Genomic DNA, 18,687 nt, shown 5'->3' on the forward strand with positions numbered 1-18,687 from the left:
CCATGCCACTGCAGAACCGGGTCGATCCGTTCGGCGCCATTCATGCCGTGCCGGAGCGCGGCCTGTTCACCGGCAATCGCGGCATCATCCACGACCCCGCGACAAAGACGCTCCTGAAAAAGCGCTGGGCGCTTCAGGCCTGGATCATCTGCGTGTGCCAATTCCGCAATGTGCGGCGCGAGCCGATGGGCCGCAACCGGGCCGATGGCAAGGCCGGCTGGACCGAACTGTTCTTCCTCGACGAGGTGACGGCGCTCGCCGCCGGGCATCGTCCCTGCTTCTTTTGCCAGCGCGAACGAGCCAGGGATTTTGTCAGCCGCTTCGGCCAAGCCTTCGTCATTGCCGAGCCGCGTGCGCCGCAGGTGGACAAACGGCTGCACAAGGAGCGGTTGGCGTCGGGTGGCAAACGGCCTGCCGTCGCGATGGACGCGCTTGCCCGCCTGCCCGACGGCGCGATGATCGCAACCGGCGGCAGCACCTACGCCTTGTGCCACGGCAAGGCGCTGCCATGGTCTTTTGCCGGATACGGCCCGCCTACCAGCCTGGATCGGTTCGAGGACGAGACGCTGGTGCTGCTGACCCCGGAAACGACGGTTGCTATCCTGCGTCACGGCTTTCAGCCTGTGTGGCATCCTTCCGCCAAGGCTTGACGCCGGCGGCCGCCTCGCCCATTCCTCGGCCATGCGCGCCAACTACAAGATGCAACGTCTGTTCGTGCCCGACGACCTCGGACTGGACATCGAGGTCGAACCCGGCCAGCAGCAGAGCCATTATCTCCTGCATGTGCTGCGGCTCGCCGAAGGCGCCGAGATCCTTGTCTTCAATGGCCGCGACGGCGAGTGGTCGGCCGCGATATCAGCGAAATCGAAGCGCTCGGTGCGGCTGAAAGTGCTGGCGCTGCAAAGGCCGCAGCCGCCTTTGCCTGACCTGGTCTATTGCTTCGCACCGCTGAAGCAGGGCCGGCTGGATTATCTCGTGCAGAAGGCGGTCGAGATGGGCGCCGGCGTCCTGCAGCCGGTCATCACCCAGCACACGCAGGTGGCCAAGCCGTCGCTCGATCGCCTGCGCGCCAATGTCGTCGAGGCTGCCGAACAATGCGGCATCCTGGCGGTGCCGGAAGTGCGCGACGCGGAAAAATTCGAGCGCCTGCTGACCGGCTGGGACAAGGAACGCCGGTTGATCTTCTGCGACGAGGACGCCTCGACCAACAACCCACTGCCAGCATTGCAGACGGTGAAGGAGAAGAAGCTCGCCCTGCTGGTCGGGCCCGAGGGCGGCTTTTCCGACGAGGAGCGCAAGATGCTGCGCGCGCTCCCCTTCGTGACCGCCATTCCGCTCGGGCCGCGTATCCTGCGTGCCGACACGGCGGCCGTGGCAGCGCTTGCGGTGATGCAGGCAACAATCGGCGACTGGTAGTGCTCTGTCTCTTGCAAGAGGTGCTTGCTGGGCGTGGCCTTCAATTCCTCTTGACCTGTGGCTCAGGATTTTTCGCTTGATCGGCTACTGACATTTCGTCCATTTAGCGCCGGCGGTGGTCCAACCGCCTTTGAGGGCTTGAGAATGGCGCGCGACACAACCGATTTCCGGCCCATCGAAGGCATAGACGAGCTTGTCGAGCACCTGGCCGAAGGCAACAAGCCGCGCGAAAAATGGCGCATCGGCACCGAGCACGAGAAATTCCCGTTCTATGTCGATGGCAACGCACCGGTGCCCTATGGTGGTGAACGCGGCATCCGCGCCATCCTTGAAGGCATGCAGAACAAGCTTGGCTGGGATCCGATCATGGATGACGGCCGCATCATCGGCTTGGTCGAACCGACGGGCCAGGGGGCAATTTCGCTCGAGCCCGGCGGCCAGTTCGAGCTTTCCGGCGCGCCGCTGGAGACGATCCACCAGACCTGCCGTGAGGGCAACGCCCATCTGGCGCAGGTGCGCGAGATCGCCGAGCCGATGGGCATCCGCTTCCTCGGCCTCGGCGGCAGCCCGAAATGGTCGTTGGCCGAGACACCGAAAATGCCGAAGTCGCGCTATGAGATCATGACGCGCTACATGCCCAAGGTCGGCACCAAGGGCCTCGACATGATGTACCGCACCTGCACGATCCAGGTGAACCTCGACTTCGAGAGCGAGGCCGACATGCGCCGCAAGATGCAGGTGTCGCTGAAGCTGCAGCCGCTGTCGACCGCACTGTTCGCCAACTCGCCCTTCACCGACAGCCGGCCGAACGGGCTGCAGAGCTGGCGCGGCGACATCTGGCGCGACACCGACAACCAGCGCTCGGGCCTGCTCGAATTCTGCTTCTCGCCCGATTTCGGTTTCGCCGACTATGTCGAATGGGCACTCGACGTGCCGATGTATTTCGTCATTCGCGATGGCCGTTATCACGACATGACGCATATCACCTTCCGCCAGTTCATGGCCGGGGCCGCGCGCAATGAAGTGCCGGACGGGCTGCCGACGATGGGCGACTGGGCGAACCATCTGTCGACGCTGTTCCCGGACGTGCGGCTCAAGCGTTTCCTTGAAATGCGCGGCGCCGATGGCGGTCCCTGGCGGCGCATCTGCGCGCTGCCGGCCTTCTGGGTCGGGCTGCTCTACGACGAGGTGGCACTCGACGCGGCCGAGGCGTTGACGTCGAGCTGGACCTACAAGGAAGTCCTGGCCATGCGCAACGCCGTGCCGGAGCTCGGCATTGCCGCGCCCTTCCGCAACACGACGTTGCGCGAGGTCGCCCGCGACGTCATGGCCATTTCGCGCACGGGGTTGAAGAACCGCGGCAAGAAGAACCGTGACGGCTACGACGAAACCTCGTTCCTCAACACGCTCGACGAGGTCGTGGCGCGCGGCACCACCAGTGCAGAGGAGATGCTGTCGGCCTACCACACGCGCTGGGGCGGCTCGATCGAGCCGGTGTTCATGGAGTATGCCTATTAAACGCGAGCCATGGCGGGTGGCAAAAGTAACTTCAATCGGGCGCTGAAACGAATTAGGCTCTCTTTCGAGGATTTCCCGGAGGAGAAGCCGATGCCTACCTTGTTCGACATGCTGGCGCAGGCCCAGAACGGCAACGGCATGCAGGCGCTTGCCCAGCAATACGGGCTTTCGCTGCAGCAGACGCAGGCGGCGGTCGCCGCACTGCTGCCAGCCTTTTCACAAGGGTTGCAACGCAACACCGCCGATCCCTATGGGCTCGGCGCCTTCATGACGGCGATGGCAAGCGGCCAGCACGCCAAATATTTCGAGGACGCCACGCGCGCCTTCTCGCCGCAAGGCGTCGACGAGGGCAACGGCATTCTGGGACATCTGTTCGGTTCGAAAGACCTGTCGCGCGCCGTGGCCAGCCAGGCCGCGCAGGCGAGCGGCGTCAGCCAACAGATCTTGCAGCAGATGCTGCCTGCTATCGCCTCGATGGTAATGGGCGGACTGTTCAAGCAGACGACAAACCAGATGCAGGCAGCGGCTGGTCTTGGCGGCGGCGGCAACAATCCACTGGGCGAGATCATCGAGCAGATGATGCGGCAAGGCGGCATGCAGGCGCCAGCGCCGCAACAGCGCCAGGCGCCACCGCCTCAGAACCCCATGGACAACCCGCTCGGCAAGGTCTTGCAGGACATGTTCGGTGGCGGCTCACCGCAGCCGCAAAGCCAGCCGCAGCCGGCACCCAATCCCTATGGCGACAATCCGCTCGGCAAGGTGCTGCAGGACATTTTCGGTGGCGGCGCGCCGCAGCAACCACAAAACCGGCCCCAGTCCCAGCAGACACAGAGCCCCTACGGCGACAACCCGCTGGGGAAAATCTTCGAGGAGATGCTGCGGCAAGGTGGAGGCGGCGGCCTCGGGATGCCCGGCGGGCAGCCGGCGCCGCAACCTGAAGCGCCGCAACCGCAGCGGCGCCAGGCACCACAGCCCCAAGCCAATCCGAGCGGACGGCCAAGGAACCCGTTCGACGACATTTTCGGCAAGATGTTCCAGACCGGCGCCCAGCAGCGCGACGAATACCAGAAGGGCGTGGAAACGATCTTCGACCAGTTCAAGCGGGACATGGACCGGCGGTAGCCGCCCGGCCTTCGGTAAACCTTAAAGGAAAAGCCCGGTCCTTGGGAGGACCGGGCAGCGTGCAGGCAGGCCGGCGGGGAACCGGCAGGGAGTGGGGAGCCTGCAGAACCTTGGTCGCGCTGAACCGTGAAAGGGTTCAACGCAACCGAAGCTGAACCAATCAGGCCACCTTGCGAGCGATTTCCTCGATCGTTTCCACGCGATCGCTGGCGATCTCACGCAGGATTGCCGTCGGGTCACGGCCAAACGGCACGTCGATTGCGACATGCAGGTCGGCGCGCGTGAGGCCGATATCGGCGAGTTCTGCGTTCGACATCTCGCCAAGGCGGTAGAAGGCGCGGCGGTTTTTCCAGGCGCGGTAGGCGTTGGAGAGAATGTTGGCCACGCGCGTCGCAACGGCCGGACGCGAGGTGATGCGCGAGGTCTCGGTGGCGAAATCGATCGTGGTCATGTCGGTCTCCTTCAGACTCGAACGGACGAAACCCGACGATCGGCGCTGGCGACAGCGACCGTTCCGGTCTCAATACAATTCTAGAGATGCATGTCGTCGTCCCAAAACCGGTGTCCACTTTTGGGCGACATGCATGGGCTTTCATTTGGACAATGCCAATTTGCCATCGACCGATTGATTAATCCAACGAATGTTTCTAATCTTTAATATCAACAGCAGTGATGGATTGGACCGATGAAAGCGCCGCTCGATCTCGATCAATTGCAGACCTTCATCTCGATTGCCGATACCGGCAGCTTCACCCGCGCTGCGGAAGAAGTGCACCGCACCCAGTCGGCGGTGTCGATGCAGATGCGCCGGCTGGAGGAGCGGATCGGCAAGCCGCTGTTCGAGAAGGAGGGGCGCTCGAACAGGCTGACGGAGGAAGGCGACAAACTGCTCTCCTACGCAAGGCGATTGCTCTATCTCAACCGCGAAACGCTCGCAGCCTTCGATGACCAGAGGCTCGAAGGCACGATCCGCATCGGCACGCCTGACGATTATGCGGACCGTTTCCTGCCCGAGATCATGGCACGGTTCACGCGCTCCAATCCGCGCGTCGAACTGACCGTCATCTGCGAACCGACGCCGGGGCTGGTCGAGCACATCAAGCGCGGCAATCTCGACCTAGCGCTGGTGACGCACAATGATGTGCGCGGCCAGTCGGAGGTGGTGCGGCGTGAACCGCTGCTCTGGGTCTCCTCGGCCAACCATGCGACACATGAACAGGAGACGCTGCCGATGGCCTTCGGCCGGCCGAACTGCATCTGGAGGCGCGCCGCGGTCGACGTGTTGGACCAGCAGAACCGCGACTACCGCATCCTGTTCACCAGTTTCTCAGCGACCGTGATCACCGCCGCCGTGCTGTCGGGGCTGGCGATCTCGGTGCTGCCGGAATGCGCGCTCAGGCCCGGCATGCGGGTGCTGGGCGAGGCCGACGGCTTCGGCGCCCTGCCCGACTGCCGCATCGGCATCATGCGCGGCCAGACCTCGCGGCCGGAGATCGTCGATGCGCTTGCCCGCCACATCTCGGAAAGCCTGGACAACATCTCCGTGCCGCTCGGCGAGGAGACGGGGACGTTCGATTTCGCGGCCCTCGCCTTTGCCAAGATGAAGCGAAGCAAGCCGAACCAGATCCTGCCGGGCTGGTAAAAAGCGGGTCATGACTATCGGGCCTGACACGGCCGCCTTGACGTCGGCGTCCAACCGGCCCCCAATCGACCGATGAGCGAAGCAGCATCCGAATCACGCACCAACGCCACCGAATACACGGTGAGCGAAATATCAGGCGCGCTGAAGCGCACGGTCGAGGACGTCTTCGGCAATGTGCGGGTGCGCGGCGAAATCTCAGGTTATCGTGGGCCGCATTCCTCCGGCCATGCTTATTTCGCGCTCAAGGACGACCGTGCGCGGCTCGACGCCGTGGTCTGGAAAGGCACGATGAGCCGGCTGAAATTTCGTCCCGAGGAAGGGATGGAGGTGATCGCCACCGGCAAGCTCACCACCTATCCCGGCAAGTCCAATTACCAGATCGTCATCGACAATCTCGAGCCGGCCGGCGCCGGGGCGCTGATGGCGCTGCTGGAGGAACGCAAACGCCGGCTGCAGGCGGAGGGGCTTTTCGATGCGGTGCGCAAACGCCGGCTGCCGTTCATGCCACGCGTCATCGGCGTGGTCACCTCGCCGACCGGCTCGGTCATCCGCGACATCATCCATCGCATCAAGGACCGCTTTCCACTGCATGTGCTGGTCTGGCCCGTGCGGGTTCAAGGTGACACGGCGAGTGCGGAAGTGACCAATGCCGTCACCGGTTTCAACGCGCTGGCATGGGACAGCCCCATTCAGCGCCCCGATCTGCTGATCGTGGCGCGCGGCGGCGGCAGCCTGGAAGATCTGTGGGGCTTCAACGACGAGGCACTCGCCCGCGCGGTCGCTGCCTCGGGCATTCCGGTGATTTCGGCTGTCGGCCACGAAACCGACTGGACGCTGATCGACCTTGTCGCGGATGTGCGGGCGCCGACACCGACGGGCGCGGCCGAAATCGCCGTGCCAGTGAAGGCTGACCTCGAAGCGACGCTGGCCAGCCTCGGCGCGCGGCTCAAGGCCGCCGTCTTGCGCAATTTCGAACGCAAGCGGCAGGCAGCCCGTGCGGCGGCGCGTGCGCTGCCCTCGCCCGATCAATTGCTGGCGCTGCCGCGCCGGCGCCTGGACGAGGCGACATCTAGGCTCGGTCGTGGCCTGATGGTTTCCACCGAGCGCAAGCGGGCGCGATTCTTCGCTGTAAAATTGACGCCGGCAATGCTGTCGCAGCGGATTGCCGAAGCGCGGCGCACCAACGACCGTAGCCTTTTGCGGGCGCAAGGGGCGCTGCGCACTCTGGCCAGAAGCCGGCGCGCGGAGCTCAATCGTGCCGCGGATCAGTTGCCAAAATGCGCCAAGGCATCGCTGCAGCGGCACAGGCAGCAATTGGCTTTGCTGCAGGGCCGCATCACGATCGAGCCGGCAGCCCGGCGCCAACGTGTGCAGAGGGATCTTCTGACGGCTTTGACGAGACGCGGCGGCCAGGCAATGCTGCTCAGGCTGGAGCGGTTGCGCGGCCGCATCGTCCAGGCCGACCGGCTGATGGCGACGCTTTCGCACAAGGCCGTCCTGGCGCGCGGCTTCGCGCTGGTGAAGGATGCCGACGGCGCGGTCATCAAGCAGGCCGCCGGGGTGGCGTCGGGGATGGCGCTGTCGCTGGAGTTCGCCGATGGCACGGCGGATGCGGTGGCAACCAGTGGCGCGGCGCGGCCAAAGCCCGTGGCCAGACCGGCGGCAAAGGCAAAGGAACCCGGCAATCAGGGATCCTTGTTCTAAGAGCATGATCGACAATCCGCACCATCTGGCAACGCCGTCCGGCAAGCCGCGCGCGCGAAGCTTCGCTATCGGCTTCGACGGAACGCCCGGGCCGTTCAACGCGATCACCGACGTGCCCGGCGTCGCTGTAGGCTATGCGACGCTGATATCGGGCGATGGTCCGCTTATCGTCGGCAAGGGGCCGGTGCGCACCGGCGTGACCGCAATCCTGCCGAGGCCGCGCGCCGAATTGGCCACCCCGGTCTTCGCCGGCATTTTCAGCCAGAACGGCAATGGCGAGATGACCGGCTCGCACATCATCGAGGAAACCGGCGCCTTCAACTTCCCGATCACCATCACCAACATGCATTCCTGCGGTGTTTCGCGTGACGGCACGCTGCGCTGGATGAACCGGGTGCTGCCGGCCGCGATCGACAGCGCCTGGGGGCTGCCGGTGGCGGCGGAGACTTATGACGGATTTCTCAACGACATCAACGGCCACCATCTAACGTCGGAGCACGTCGCCGAAGCCCTTGACGGCGCCGCCGGCGGACCGGTCGAGGAAGGCAGCGTCGGCGGCGGCACCGGCATGATCACCTTCGGCTTCAAGGCAGGGTCCGGCACGGCCTCGCGCATCGTCGCATGGCAGGGGCGCACCTACACGGTCGGCGCCTTCGTGCAGTCGAATTTCGGCAAGCGGCATAATTTCACCATTCGCGGCCTGCGCGCCGGGCCCGAACTCACCGAACCGGCGATCCGCGAAGCCACGTCGCGCGCGGAAAAGGGCTCAATCATCGCCGTCATCGCGACCGACGCGCCTTTCCTGCCGCATCAGATGAAGCGATTGGCGCGCCGTGTGCCGCTCGGCGTCGCCTTGACGGGCGGCTTCGGCTATCACAGTTCGGGCGATATCTTCCTCGCCTTCTCGACGGCCAATCCCGCCGCGGCGCTGGGGCTGTCCGGCCGCATCGCCAGCGCCGATTTCATCCCCGATACAGACATCGACCCGTTCTTCGATGCGGTGATTCAGACGGTGGAGGAATCCATCCTCAACGCTCTTATCGCCAATGACGACATGACCGGGCGCGACGGCAATTTCGTGCCGGCGCTGCCAAAGGCCTGGCTGGAAGAAAAGTTTGGCTGAGAGGAATGGCTGAGACGAAAACGCGGCCGAAGCCCGCGCGTTTCGAACAGGTTTGACCCGCAGTTATTCCGCGGCTTTGCTTGAGGCCTGCTGGTTTTCGTCGGCCTCGGCCGCTTCCTCGAGCCGGGAAGCGATCAATTCCTGGATGTCGCCGACTTCCTCCTGGATGTCCTCCAGCGGTATGCCGACCTCGGCCGCCTTGGCGGCGCATTCGCGGGCCAACGTCTCGGCCTGCTTCTCGATCCTGGCGTGGGACTGGCAATGGACCTTTTCGCCGATCCATCCCCGCAAGAACTCGATCGCGTGTTCACTCATACTGCTGTTCCCTGGCGGCAAAGCCGGTTGGTAATCATAAGCGTCGGCATCCCGCGAAGGATGCATGTTCCCATTCGAGCCGAGTCGCGGCCAGCCGGCAAGCCGAAGCCGTCCAGGGTCCACAGAGCCGAAGGAAATCGAGGGGTGAAGAACATTTTCTGATTCTGAAGGACTGTACCGTTGGCGGGGTCTTCCCGCTCCGAGCAATTGCTTCTACCTTTTACGGCTTCCAGTCCGTTTCTTAATCTCACTGGCTGTCACTACAGCCGCCTATGACGTTGCGCTTCAAGGCGTGAGCCCGCGAAGCCGCCGCTATATAGTGACATCCACATCCGATGTCGACTCTCCTCAAGGCCCGTGCAGACGAGCCATGCAAAAGTCGCATAGATCGCTGATCCAGTCAGAAATTTTCAACCCACGGCCTGAGTTCCATTTCCCAGGTCCAGGCGCTGCGGTGCTGGCGGTGGATGGCGAGATAGGCCTCTGCGATCGCATCCGGAGACAGCCGGCGATCCTGCGGCCCGGGCTCCTGTCCGGAAGCGGCCGAAGCAATGGCGCCGTCGATGATGAAATGCGCAACGTGGATGTTCTTGGGCGCCAGTTCGCGGGCCATGGATTGCGCCAGCCCGCGCAATCCGAATTTGGGCATCGCAAAGCCGGCGGAGCCGGCGAACCCCTTCACACTTGCTGTCGCTCCGGTGAAGAGGATCGACCCCGCCCCTTGAGCGATCAGCCGGCGGGCCGCCTGTTGAGCTACCAGGAACCCGCCATAGGCCCCGACCAGCAAAGCCTGTCGGACAGCCTCGGGATCGAGTTCGGCTACTGGACCGCGAGCGCGGCCGCCGGCGTTGAAAATCACGAGGGAAAGTGGTCCAGCCTTGTCCGCGATATCGAACAGATGCTCGACCGATGCTGGATCCGAGACATCCGTCGCCACGGCTTGCGCGCCGGTTTGCGCTTGCAAGGCATCGAGCTTCTCGATGTTTCGGGCGGCCAGGACGACATGGAACCCTTCCCTGGCGAGAAGACGCGCGAGCGAGGCGCTCAATCCGGAGCCCGCCCCGGCAATCACGGCGACGTTGGATGTCATGAGATCCTCTCCTCTTCCAGTGATTGCAACCGCCGGCGGATGTTGAACTCTGCCGGATCGGCTCCGCACCGGCAACACGCAAGGCGGAAAGAAAAATGGCCGGGCGCCAAACGGCCCGGCCAAAAAAGAAGGTCATAACCTTCAGAGGGGAACACCGCTCGGTGAAATGGGAGGAAAACACCGAACGGTTTTTCCTTTTTGAGCCGATTCCCCGACGAATACGACGAATGATTTTCTAAGAATCGGTCGGGATGGCAAAAATCCCGTTCTTTCTCGTCCAAGACTCAGCCGGCCCGGCTTTCCGGCTCGAGCAGATCCACATAGTGGCGCCGAGCGACGTCGGGATGCGAGCGCAGCCGGCTTTTCAGCACATTGGTTCCGACATCGCGAAACAGCGGATTGTCCGGATCGCTGGCCGGCCCGCGCGCCTGCGCCGCCAGATCCTCGGAAAGGCTAAGCAGCGGTATCGTCGCATCGAGCCTGGCGCTGAAGAAGAACGGCACCGAAATGCGTTCAATGCCGGCCGCCGGCGTCACGACACGATGCACGGTCGCCCGCAAATAGCCGTTTGAGGCCAGTTCGAGCAATTCGCCGATGTTGACGACGAGCGTACCGGGAATGGGGTCCACATCCACCCAGCTTCCGTCATAGTCGACCTGCAGCCCCTTATTGTCATCCTGAAGCAACAACGTCAGGAAACCGCCATCCTTGTGCGCGCCGACACCCTGGTCATCGCCGGTCGCCTCTCGGCCGGGATAGCGCACGATTTTCATGCGGTGGTTTGGCTGCTCGCGGTAGATCGGGTCGAAAGCGTCCTCGGGTTGATCGAGCGACAGCGCGAAGGCTTTCAACAGCCTGATGGCCACTGCTGTTGCCTTGGCCTGCCATGCCAGCAGGGCGGGTTTGAGTTCCGGCAACGCAGCGGGCCACTGGTTCGGCCCCTGCAGCCGCGTCCAGGCGGGAATTCCTGGCCCTTGCGCTATGGGCTGACGCTCGACGCCGATGTCGAGCTGTTCGCGCCAATCGGCCTTGCCCTTGGTCAGCTCGCCGCCGGCGCGGGTATAGCCACGGAACTGCGAGGATTTGACCATTTCGATCGCGAGCTTGTCGGCCTCGGCCAAGGCAAAGAAGCGGCGCGACGCGGTGAGCACTTCACTGATTTCCGCCCACGAAATGCCATGTCCGGCCAGGTAGAAAAAGCCGATGTCGCGCGACGCGGAACGCAGATCCGCCAGAAATGTCCGGCATTCCGACGCGCCTTGTTCAAAGCGGCTCAAGTCGAGCACGGGTACTATTCTGGGCATATCAGGCTCCTTCCCGGCTTTGTGCGGATGTTACCGTCCGCAAACCGGGACTGTTGGACAGGCGTGCACTTTTCGGCGGTCACACCCGCCAAGAATGCCTGCAAGTGTCATCGACTCCAGATTGCCAAGAAAGAAACGATCGGCCCTTCAAGCCCGCCGCGATGAACAATTTTTGCGCGCGCGCCGGCAAGCTGACAATGACCGCGATCATTCCGGCGGATACGGACCGCCAGCAGGCGCGCGACCTCCACGCTATTGGGCTGCCCTGAGCAGCATGCCGAACAGGTCGCGTGGCTCGTCGGGGTCGGCGAGCATATCGAGCTCCTGGTACAGGCCGGTCGACCTCAGTTGATCCCTGACATAGCGCAACGCCGAAAAGTCCTCGATAGCGAAACCGACCGAATCGAACAGCGTGATCTGGCCGGCGTCGCGCCGGCCCTCAACGGCGCCGGTGACCACCTGCCACAGCTCAGTCACCCGATGATCCGGCGCGAGCTGCTGGATCTCGCCTTCGATGCGGGTCTGCGGCGGGTATTCGACGAAAATGTCGGAGCGCAGCAGGATGTCGCGGTGCAGTTCGGTCTTGCCGGGGCAGTCGCCGCCAACGGCGTTGATATGTACGCCCGAGCCGATCATGTTGTCGGTCAGGATGGTGGCGTACTGCTTGTCGGCGGTGACGGTGGTGATGATGTCCGCACCCTCAACCGCTTCCTGCGCGCTCGTGCAGGCCGTCATGTCGAAGCCGAGGCCGGCGAGATTGCGAATGCATTTCTGTGTTGCCGAACGGTCGATATCGTAAAGCCGCAGCCTGTCGACGCCGAGCAGTGCCTTGAAGGCCAGCGCCTGGAACTCAGCCTGGGCGCCGTTGCCTATCAGCGCCATGCAGCGGGACTCGGCCGGCGCCAAGTGCTTCGCGGCAAGGGCCGACATGGCCGCCGTGCGCAGTGCGGTCAGAATGGTCATCTCGGACAGCAACACGGGATAGCCGTTGTGGACGTCGGCCAGCATGCCGAAGGCAGTCACGGTCTGGCGGCCCTCGCGCATGTTCTTGGGATGACCATTGACATATTTGAAACCATAGACCTCGCCGTCGCTGGTCGGCATCAACTCGATAACGCCCTCGGCGCTGTGCGAAGCGACGCGCGGGGTCTTGTCGAACAGCTCCCAGCGGCGGAAGTCGTCCTCGATATAGCCGGCGAGCTCAACCAGGAACCGCTCGACGCCGATCCTGAGCACGAGCTTCATCATATTGTCGACGCTGACGAACGGCACGATGTTGAGATTGGGTATCATTTGTTCCTTGCCGGTACACCAGTCAGCCCTGGCGATGCGGGTTGTAAACCTTCATCATCGTCGGCAGTCTCGGAAAGTATGTCAATACCTCTTCATTATTGACCATAATTAAAATATCTGAAATAGACTCGACACAGCATATATTTCAGGGGAGGCCTATGGCGATACGCGATGTTCTGATGCGCGGGGATCTGGCGCTGACGCCGTCGGAAGAGAAGATCGTCAGGCTGCTGCTGACGGACTATCCGACCTCGGGCCTCGGTACCGCATCGTCGCTTGCGCGACGCGCCGGCGTCAGCGATCCCACCGTTGTCCGGCTGGTCGTCAAGCTCGGCTATGAAGGGTTCCCGGACTTTCAGGCAAAGCTGCTCGCCGAGGTCGAGGCCAGGCTGCATTCGCCGCTGTTGATGATGGAGACCAAGCGGCAAAGCGGTTCCAGCGACAGCGCGGTGCTTGCCTATCTCGATTCCGTTACCACGGCCCTGCAGAAAGCCACCGCGGCGACACCGGTCCAGACCTACGAGCGTGCCGCCCGCCTTTTGATGGAGGCCAAGGGCGAAATCTTGCTGGTCGGCGGCCGGTTCAGCCGCCACATCGCCGGGATGCTGGCTGGATATCTCGTGCAGTTCCGCACCGGGGTCCGCGATCTCGGCGTGCTCTCTCCGCAGTCGTTCGACACGCTGGCCGACCTCGGTCGTCGCGACGTGCTCGTCGTCTTCGACTATCGCCGCTACCAGTTCGACGTGATGGCCTATGCGCGCCAAGCCGCCGCGCTCGATGTACGCATTCTTCTGTTCACCGACCAATGGCTGTCGCCGATATCGGACCTTGCCGAAGTCACGATCGTCAGCCCGCTCGAAGTCGCCTCGCCCTATGACACGCTGGCGCCGGCGATCGCACAGATGGAGGCGCTGACGGCCCAGATCGTTTCGACGCTGGGCGACGACGCTCGGGCTCGCATCGAGAGGATCGAGAAAGTGCGGCACGCCAATGCGGTGACGCTCGACAGCGATGCGGAAGGGAGCGGCATGCGCAAGACATCAGGACCGCGCAAGATACCTGGACCCAAAGCAGCAAAGCAGGACGAGAAGGCATGACCCAAGCCCTACCCAAGCGAGACGAAGCTTTTCGTACCGGCGAGACAGCGCTGCTGCTGGTCGACATGCAACGCATCTGGCTGGAGCCGGGTGCCGATCCTTCGCATCCAGAACGCGGACCCGATCATTATTTCTACCGGCAGACATGCTCGCAGACGATCCCCAACCAGGAGCGCCTGCTGGCGGCGGCGAGGGCCAATGGCGTCGAAGTGCTGCACACCATCATCCAGAGCCTGACCGAAGACGGCCGCGACCGCTCGCTTGACCACAAGCTGACGCCGATCCATGTTGCGCCCAGCCTCCCCGAAGGCCTGCCAGTGCCATCGCTGGGGCCGGTCGGCGACGAGATCATGCTGCCGAAAACCTCGTCGGGCATCTTCAACTCGACCAATGTCGACTACCTGCTGAAAAACCTTGGCATCCGCTATCTCGTCGTGGTCGGCGTGCTGACCGACCAGTGCGTCGACATGACAGTGCGCGACGGCGCCGACCGCGGCTATCTCGTCACCTGCGTATCGGATGCCTGCGCCACCATTACCCAGGAGCGCCACGACATCGCGCTGAAGGCCTTTGGCGGCTATTGCTGGGTCACGGACACCGACACCGTCGTCGACCGCTTCAACGCTCTGGGAAAAAAGGCATGACATCTGCCGTCGAGCCTCTCGTCGCCGTCGTCACCACGGATCTCTCCGCCATTACGCGGGGCCGCTTCGTGGTCGAAAGTAGATTGCAAAAGACCGCCGCGACAGGGGTCGGCTGGCTGCAGGCCAATCTGTCGATGACGCCGTTCAATTCGATCGTCGATCCCAATCCCTGGGGTTCGTCCGGTGACCTTCGGCTGATCCCGGATCTCAAGGCGCGCTTCCGCACCGAGCGGACGGGATCGGCGACGCCCTTCGACATGGTGGCCGGCGACATCGTCGAGCTCGATGGCAGCCCGTGGCTTGGCTGCACGCGGACCATGCTCCGGGATGCGCTGGCGGAATTGAAGGCGGCCACCGGCCTTTCCGTTATCGCCGCCTTCGAGCACGAATTCAACATTGCCGGCGGCAGCTTCGCGCCGGCACATTCGATGTCCTTTGCCGCCCTGCGCCGCACCGACCCGTTCGCCCCCAATCTGATGGCGGCACTCGAAGAGGCAGGTGTCGGCCCCGAAGTGGTCATCGCCGAATTCGGCAGTGAGCAATTCGAAGTGACGCACGAGCCGGCCGATGCGCTCACGGCAGCAGATCGCGCCGTCGCGATCCGCGAAATCACGCGCGAAGTGGCACGCAATGCCGGCTGGCGCGCGAGCTTCGCGCCCAAGGTCGCCCCGGATGCCGTCGGCAACGGCGTGCACATCCATTTCAGCTTCGTCGACGAAGCCGGCAAGCCGGCAACTTACGATCCGGCGCGTCCCGGCGGCCTGTCCGCCAAGGCTGGCGCCTTCTGCGCCGGCGTGCTGCGCCATCTGCCCGCCATGACCGCCATGACCGCGTCGAGCGTGTCGTCCTTCTATCGCCTTAAGCCGCACAGTTGGAGTTCGTCCTACACCTGGCTCGCCGACCGCGACCGCGAGGCGTCGCTCCGCATCTGTCCGACGGTGACGATCGGCGGACGCGATCCGGCACGGCAGTATAATGTCGAGTATCGGGCGGCCGACGCAACCGGCAATCCCTATCTGTCGCTGGCGGCGATCATCCGCGCCGGGCTGGAGGGGCTGAAGGCGGACTTGCCATCACCGCCGCTGGTCACTGGCGACCCGACGCTGATGAGCGAGACGGAACGGGCGGAACTCGGTCTGGTGCGGCTTCCCGAGACCTTGCCGGCGGCACTGGATGCGCTCCTGGCCGACAAGACCGTTACGGGATGGTTCGCCCCGATCTTCATCGAGACCTTCGTCGGGTTGAAGCAGCATGAAGCCGAGCGCCTGGCAGGCCTTGATCCAGCTGCCATCTGCGATCTCTACCGGACGCTTTATTGATGACTGCGCAGGCCGAAAAAAGCTCGCGCCCCCAAGAAGATTGGCCCGAAGCCGTCGAGGTGCTCAACGAGCATGGCCGTTGCGAGATCGTGCTGCTGTGCGAGCATGCGTCCAACCATATGCCGGCGGAGTACCGCCGGCTCGGGCTCGATGCCAGCCATCTGCAGCGCCACATCGCTTGGGACATCGGCGCTGCGGAGGTCACGCGCCTGTTATCGGCCCGGCTCGATGCTGCGGCCTTTCTCAGCGGCTATTCCCGACTGCTGATCGATCTCAACCGGCCACTGGGCAGCACGGGCAGCATTCCGGTGCTGTCGGAAGACACTGACATTCCCGGCAATGCCGGCGTCGACAGAACGGAACGAGACCGGCGCGCGGAAATCATGTTTTCGCCGTTCCATGAGCGTGTGGCCGCGCACCTCGATCGCCGTGTGGCCGAGGGCCGGCCGACGCGGATCGTGACGATCCATTCCTTCACGCCGGTGTTCCTGGGTGTCGCCAGGCCTTGGCATGCGGGTGTGCTGCATGGTCATGCAGCCGATCTCGCCGCGGCGATCCTTTCGGGCCTGCGCACCGACGCGGCACTCGATGTCGCGGCCAACGTACCCTATGTGATCAGCCGCGATGCCGACTACGCCGTACCCATCCATGGCGATGATCGCGGCATCCCCGCCGTCCTTGTCGAGATCAGGCAGGACTTGTTGTCGACACGGTCCGGTATCGAGGAATGGGCGGACCGGCTGGCGGCGGCGCTGCCCGCGCACCAGACGGAGGCCTCTCAGCCGGTGCGGACGTGACGCCGCGACCATTACGCAGGTCGGCAAGCCGCGCTTCTCGCCATCAGCGCGGCGCTCGCGTGATGGGGATGGTCCGATCCGAATGTACAACTTCCCGAAAGCTCACAATCAGGTCGCCCGACCTGACCTGCCGCCCCAACCGGCGTCAGGGCAATTTCGCCTAAAGCGATGGTCCCATCCGGATAGGGCTGCCGTCGCTGAACCGGGATTGACGGAACCTGTGAAGGTTGTGCCCAGTCTCGTTGCCCTGGATCAAGTCGGACAGGACGCGGCCCATGCCAGGCCCTATGCCGAAGCCATGGCCGCTCATCCCGGTGGCGATGACGAGGCCATCGACCGTCACGGCGCGATCGACCACAGGCACGACATCCGGCATCGCATCTATCATGCCGGCCCAGCTTGCCCTGAGCGGCACCGCCTCGAATTGCGGAAAAAGCGCCTTGAACCCATGATCGATGGCGCGAAGGGCCCTGGGTTCCGGGGCAGGATTGAGAACGCGCATGCGTTCGAACGGGCTTTCCTTGTCGGCATCCCATTTGCGCGGGGTGGACCAGCTGTCCGGATATGCACGCGGCGCCGCCGGCAGGTAGCGCGTGCCGAAAGGATTTGCCTTCAGGGCAGGCAGGTATTTCGGTGCGTGACGCAATGCATCCGGCCCGACATAGAGCAGGTGGCTGCCTCCCGCCGCGAGCGTGTACCCGCCGTCCTTTCTACGCCGGAAGGCGATGCGTTCGTCCGCGGCAGCGCCGGCATGGATTTCTGGCATAGGCGCGGTCGCCGCGACGGTCGTGCGGACACTGAGCTGCGGGATCGAGACGCCATGCGCGCGCAGGAACAGCGACGTCCAGGCGCCGCTGGCGACAAGCACGTTCGAGGTGGCGATGCGGCCTCGTTCGGTCCAGACACCGCTGATGCGCCCTGCTGAGATGTCGAGCATGCGTGCCGCACAGTTCTCGATGATTGTGACACCCTGGCGAGCGGCCAGGCGGGCAAGCGCCGGCACGGCGACCCAAGGCTCGGCACGCATGTCCGACGGCGTGGTCATGGCGCCCTTGAAGGGGCGCGACATGGCCGGGATCAGCTTGGCGGTCTCGCCCTGGTCGAGGAGGCGCGTGTCGACGCCATGGGCCTCGGCGATCTTCAGGAACTTGGCGAAACCGGCCATCTCCTTGTCGGTCCGCGCAAGATAGGTCACGCCCGTCTGCGTCAAGCCTATGTCCTCGCCGCACTCCTCGGCCAGTTGGCGCCAGAGACGCTGCGCTTCGATGACGATGGGCAATTCGTCCGCGTCGCGGCCCTGCTGGCGAATCCAGCCCCAGTTGCGCGAGGACTGCTCCGCAGCGATGCGTCCCTTCTCCAGCAAGGTCACCGGTATGTTGCGACGGGCCAGGAACAAGGCCGCGGTCACGCCGATGATGCCACCGCCGACAATGACCACATCCGACGTCTTCGGCAGCGGCGCCTGGAACTGGATCGGACTGGCTTCGGTAACAGGGAAGATCGTCAAAGGACTGTCCTTTTTCATAAGCGTGCCCCACGCCGATGGCTGGTCCCAGTGGCGCGAAAGTCGCCCGCTTTCATCGGACACTGGCCAAGCATGAAGTGCGACGACGAGCACTACACGACCGGCCTCGAAAATTTGCGTGCCAGCTCGATGAAATTGTTGACCACCCGTCGAGGCCGCTTCTCGTCGCAGGGCAGCCCTGGCTTCATCGATAATCGGGTGGCTAGGGCACGCGGATGCCGGACGAAGCAAAGCGCTCGCTCAGACCTGTCGCGACATTCCGGCGGAAGATCGCAAACGTTAGCTTGCCGCCCGATGGCTTCAGGCCAGCCCGAACCGCTCCACCGCACGCATGATGCCGCGCAGCTCCGCCAGGCCTTTCAGCCGGCCGATGAGCGAATAGCCGGGGTTGATCTTCTTCTTGCCGATGTCGTCGGCAAGCAGATGGCCATGATCGGGCCGCATCGGAATTTGCCAGTCGGCTCGGCCTTCTCCGCGACGGCGCTTCTCTTCCTGCATCAAAGCGAGGATGACATGCGCCATGTCGGTGCCGCCCTCGAGATGCTCGGCCTCGTAGAACGAACCGTCCTCCTCGATGGTGATGTTGCGCAGATGGACGAAATGGATGCGGTCGGCGAATTCCTTGACCATGGCGACAATGTCGTTGTCGGCGCGCGTACCGTAGGAGCCGGTGCAGAAGGTCAAACCATTGGCCGGGCTGCCGACCGTCTCGAGGATGAAACGCGCATCCTCGGCCGTCGAAACGACGCGCGGCAGGCCATAAAGCGAGAAGGGCGGA

The 18,687-nt window shown here is 63.9% G+C and carries 18 protein-coding genes; 11 read left to right on the forward strand and 7 right to left on the reverse strand.

Going from position 1 to position 18,687, the window contains the following annotated elements:
- The first annotated feature begins 2 nt into the window (after positions 1-2).
- The 4 genes from LB524_RS27805 to LB524_RS27820 all read left to right on the forward strand — a co-directional run bounded on the left by LB524_RS27805 (position 3) and on the right by LB524_RS27820 (position 4,056).
- Positions 3-650 carry a hypothetical protein gene (locus LB524_RS27805; RefSeq protein ID WP_224531537.1) on the forward strand — a complete coding sequence of 216 codons (648 nt, stop codon included), beginning with the start codon at positions 3-5 and terminating at the stop codon, positions 648-650.
- A gap of 31 nt (positions 651-681) precedes the next feature.
- Complete coding sequence (locus tag LB524_RS27810) at positions 682-1,416, forward strand: 16S rRNA (uracil(1498)-N(3))-methyltransferase (protein ID WP_015316494.1); 735 nt, start codon at positions 682-684, stop codon at positions 1,414-1,416.
- Between the two features lie 144 nt (positions 1,417-1,560).
- The gene (locus tag LB524_RS27815) at positions 1,561-2,934 is read left to right on the forward strand and encodes a glutamate--cysteine ligase (protein WP_140660864.1); all 1,374 of its coding nucleotides are present in this window, start codon (positions 1,561-1,563) and stop codon (positions 2,932-2,934) included.
- 90 nt (positions 2,935-3,024) lie between these two features.
- Positions 3,025-4,056 (forward strand): DUF937 domain-containing protein, encoded by a 1,032-nt coding sequence (locus tag LB524_RS27820; protein ID WP_224531540.1) that lies wholly within the window; start codon positions 3,025-3,027, stop codon positions 4,054-4,056.
- 160 nt (positions 4,057-4,216) lie between these two features.
- Here LB524_RS27820 and LB524_RS27825 read toward each other — a convergent pair whose 3' ends face one another.
- Positions 4,217-4,507, reverse strand: a complete 291-nt coding sequence (locus LB524_RS27825) for a DUF1127 domain-containing protein (protein ID WP_224531542.1) — start codon at positions 4,505-4,507, stop codon at positions 4,217-4,219.
- Between the two features lie 234 nt (positions 4,508-4,741).
- Between LB524_RS27825 and LB524_RS27830 the strand changes: the two genes are divergently transcribed.
- The 3 genes from LB524_RS27830 to LB524_RS27840 all read left to right on the forward strand — a co-directional run bounded on the left by LB524_RS27830 (position 4,742) and on the right by LB524_RS27840 (position 8,525).
- Positions 4,742-5,698: a LysR substrate-binding domain-containing protein gene (locus LB524_RS27830; protein ID WP_140614583.1), complete on the forward strand. Its 957-nt coding sequence runs from the start codon at positions 4,742-4,744 to the stop codon at positions 5,696-5,698.
- A 72-nt stretch (positions 5,699-5,770) separates the two neighbouring features.
- Entirely contained in the window at positions 5,771-7,402 is a 1,632-nt protein-coding gene (gene xseA / locus LB524_RS27835; protein ID WP_224531545.1) for an exodeoxyribonuclease VII large subunit, read from the forward strand.
- 4 nt (positions 7,403-7,406) lie between these two features.
- Entirely contained in the window at positions 7,407-8,525 is a 1,119-nt protein-coding gene (locus LB524_RS27840; RefSeq protein ID WP_224531549.1) for a P1 family peptidase, read from the forward strand.
- A 63-nt stretch (positions 8,526-8,588) separates the two neighbouring features.
- On the opposite strand, the gene LB524_RS27845 is transcribed toward LB524_RS27840, so the two are convergent.
- From LB524_RS27845 to LB524_RS27860, 4 genes are all read right to left on the reverse strand, one after another.
- Positions 8,589-8,840, reverse strand: coding sequence for a DUF768 domain-containing protein (locus LB524_RS27845; RefSeq protein ID WP_015316487.1), 252 nt, complete (start codon positions 8,838-8,840; stop codon positions 8,589-8,591).
- Between the two features lie 400 nt (positions 8,841-9,240).
- Positions 9,241-9,930 (reverse strand): SDR family NAD(P)-dependent oxidoreductase, encoded by a 690-nt coding sequence (locus LB524_RS27850; RefSeq protein ID WP_224531552.1) that lies wholly within the window; start codon positions 9,928-9,930, stop codon positions 9,241-9,243.
- 284 nt (positions 9,931-10,214) lie between these two features.
- Complete coding sequence (locus LB524_RS27855) at positions 10,215-11,234, reverse strand: isopenicillin N synthase family dioxygenase (protein WP_140614587.1); 1,020 nt, start codon at positions 11,232-11,234, stop codon at positions 10,215-10,217.
- Between the two features lie 252 nt (positions 11,235-11,486).
- Positions 11,487-12,527 (reverse strand): ornithine cyclodeaminase, encoded by a 1,041-nt coding sequence (locus tag LB524_RS27860; RefSeq protein WP_140821123.1) that lies wholly within the window; start codon positions 12,525-12,527, stop codon positions 11,487-11,489.
- A gap of 158 nt (positions 12,528-12,685) precedes the next feature.
- On the opposite strand from LB524_RS27860, the gene LB524_RS27865 reads away from it, so the two are divergent.
- Genes LB524_RS27865 through LB524_RS27880 form a run of 4 tightly spaced genes read left to right on the forward strand, consistent with a single transcriptional unit; the run spans position 12,686 to position 16,384 of the window.
- Positions 12,686-13,624, forward strand: coding sequence for a MurR/RpiR family transcriptional regulator (locus tag LB524_RS27865; RefSeq protein WP_140715566.1), 939 nt, complete (start codon positions 12,686-12,688; stop codon positions 13,622-13,624).
- The gene (locus tag LB524_RS27870; RefSeq protein ID WP_015316481.1) at positions 13,621-14,268 is read left to right on the forward strand and encodes a cysteine hydrolase family protein; all 648 of its coding nucleotides are present in this window, start codon (positions 13,621-13,623) and stop codon (positions 14,266-14,268) included. The genes LB524_RS27865 and LB524_RS27870 overlap by 4 nt, the downstream gene beginning before the upstream one ends.
- Positions 14,265-15,587, forward strand: coding sequence for a glutamine synthetase (locus LB524_RS27875; protein WP_015316480.1), 1,323 nt, complete (start codon positions 14,265-14,267; stop codon positions 15,585-15,587). Before LB524_RS27870 ends, LB524_RS27875 begins: the two co-directional genes overlap by 4 nt.
- Positions 15,587-16,384, forward strand: a complete 798-nt coding sequence (locus LB524_RS27880; protein WP_140614590.1) for an N-formylglutamate amidohydrolase — start codon at positions 15,587-15,589, stop codon at positions 16,382-16,384. Before LB524_RS27875 ends, LB524_RS27880 begins: the two co-directional genes overlap by 1 nt.
- Positions 16,385-16,544: 160 nt before the next feature.
- On the opposite strand, the gene LB524_RS27885 is transcribed toward LB524_RS27880, so the two are convergent.
- Together LB524_RS27885 and LB524_RS27890 are read right to left on the reverse strand one after the other, a co-directional pair.
- The gene (locus LB524_RS27885) at positions 16,545-17,891 is read right to left on the reverse strand and encodes an NAD(P)/FAD-dependent oxidoreductase (RefSeq protein WP_224531555.1); all 1,347 of its coding nucleotides are present in this window, start codon (positions 17,889-17,891) and stop codon (positions 16,545-16,547) included.
- A 318-nt stretch (positions 17,892-18,209) separates the two neighbouring features.
- Positions 18,210-18,687: mannonate dehydratase (locus LB524_RS27890; RefSeq protein ID WP_224531559.1), on the reverse strand; the 478-nt coding region annotated here is incomplete at its 5' end.

Origin of the sequence: Mesorhizobium sp. ESP6-5, from assembly GCF_020164695.1 — a bacterium.
Taxonomy (GTDB): domain Bacteria; phylum Pseudomonadota; class Alphaproteobacteria; order Rhizobiales; family Rhizobiaceae; genus Mesorhizobium; species Mesorhizobium australicum.

Coding starts and splice junctions, on each gene's coding strand:
- LB524_RS27805 (WP_224531537.1), top strand. CDS start 3: ATGCCACTGCAGAACCGGGTCGATCCGTTCGGCGCCATTCATGCCGTG.
- LB524_RS27810 (WP_015316494.1), top strand. CDS start 682: ATGCGCGCCAACTACAAGATGCAACGTCTGTTCGTGCCCGACGACCTC.
- LB524_RS27815 (WP_140660864.1), top strand. CDS start 1,561: ATGGCGCGCGACACAACCGATTTCCGGCCCATCGAAGGCATAGACGAG.
- LB524_RS27820 (WP_224531540.1), top strand. CDS start 3,025: ATGCCTACCTTGTTCGACATGCTGGCGCAGGCCCAGAACGGCAACGGC.
- LB524_RS27825 (WP_224531542.1), bottom strand. CDS start 4,507: ATGACCACGATCGATTTCGCCACCGAGACCTCGCGCATCACCTCGCGT.
- LB524_RS27830 (WP_140614583.1), top strand. CDS start 4,742: ATGAAAGCGCCGCTCGATCTCGATCAATTGCAGACCTTCATCTCGATT.
- xseA (WP_224531545.1), top strand. CDS start 5,771: ATGAGCGAAGCAGCATCCGAATCACGCACCAACGCCACCGAATACACG.
- LB524_RS27840 (WP_224531549.1), top strand. CDS start 7,407: ATGATCGACAATCCGCACCATCTGGCAACGCCGTCCGGCAAGCCGCGC.
- LB524_RS27845 (WP_015316487.1), bottom strand. CDS start 8,840: ATGAGTGAACACGCGATCGAGTTCTTGCGGGGATGGATCGGCGAAAAG.
- LB524_RS27850 (WP_224531552.1), bottom strand. CDS start 9,930: ATGACATCCAACGTCGCCGTGATTGCCGGGGCGGGCTCCGGATTGAGC.
- LB524_RS27855 (WP_140614587.1), bottom strand. CDS start 11,234: ATGCCCAGAATAGTACCCGTGCTCGACTTGAGCCGCTTTGAACAAGGC.
- LB524_RS27860 (WP_140821123.1), bottom strand. CDS start 12,527: ATGATACCCAATCTCAACATCGTGCCGTTCGTCAGCGTCGACAATATG.
- LB524_RS27865 (WP_140715566.1), top strand. CDS start 12,686: ATGGCGATACGCGATGTTCTGATGCGCGGGGATCTGGCGCTGACGCCG.
- LB524_RS27870 (WP_015316481.1), top strand. CDS start 13,621: ATGACCCAAGCCCTACCCAAGCGAGACGAAGCTTTTCGTACCGGCGAG.
- LB524_RS27875 (WP_015316480.1), top strand. CDS start 14,265: ATGACATCTGCCGTCGAGCCTCTCGTCGCCGTCGTCACCACGGATCTC.
- LB524_RS27880 (WP_140614590.1), top strand. CDS start 15,587: ATGACTGCGCAGGCCGAAAAAAGCTCGCGCCCCCAAGAAGATTGGCCC.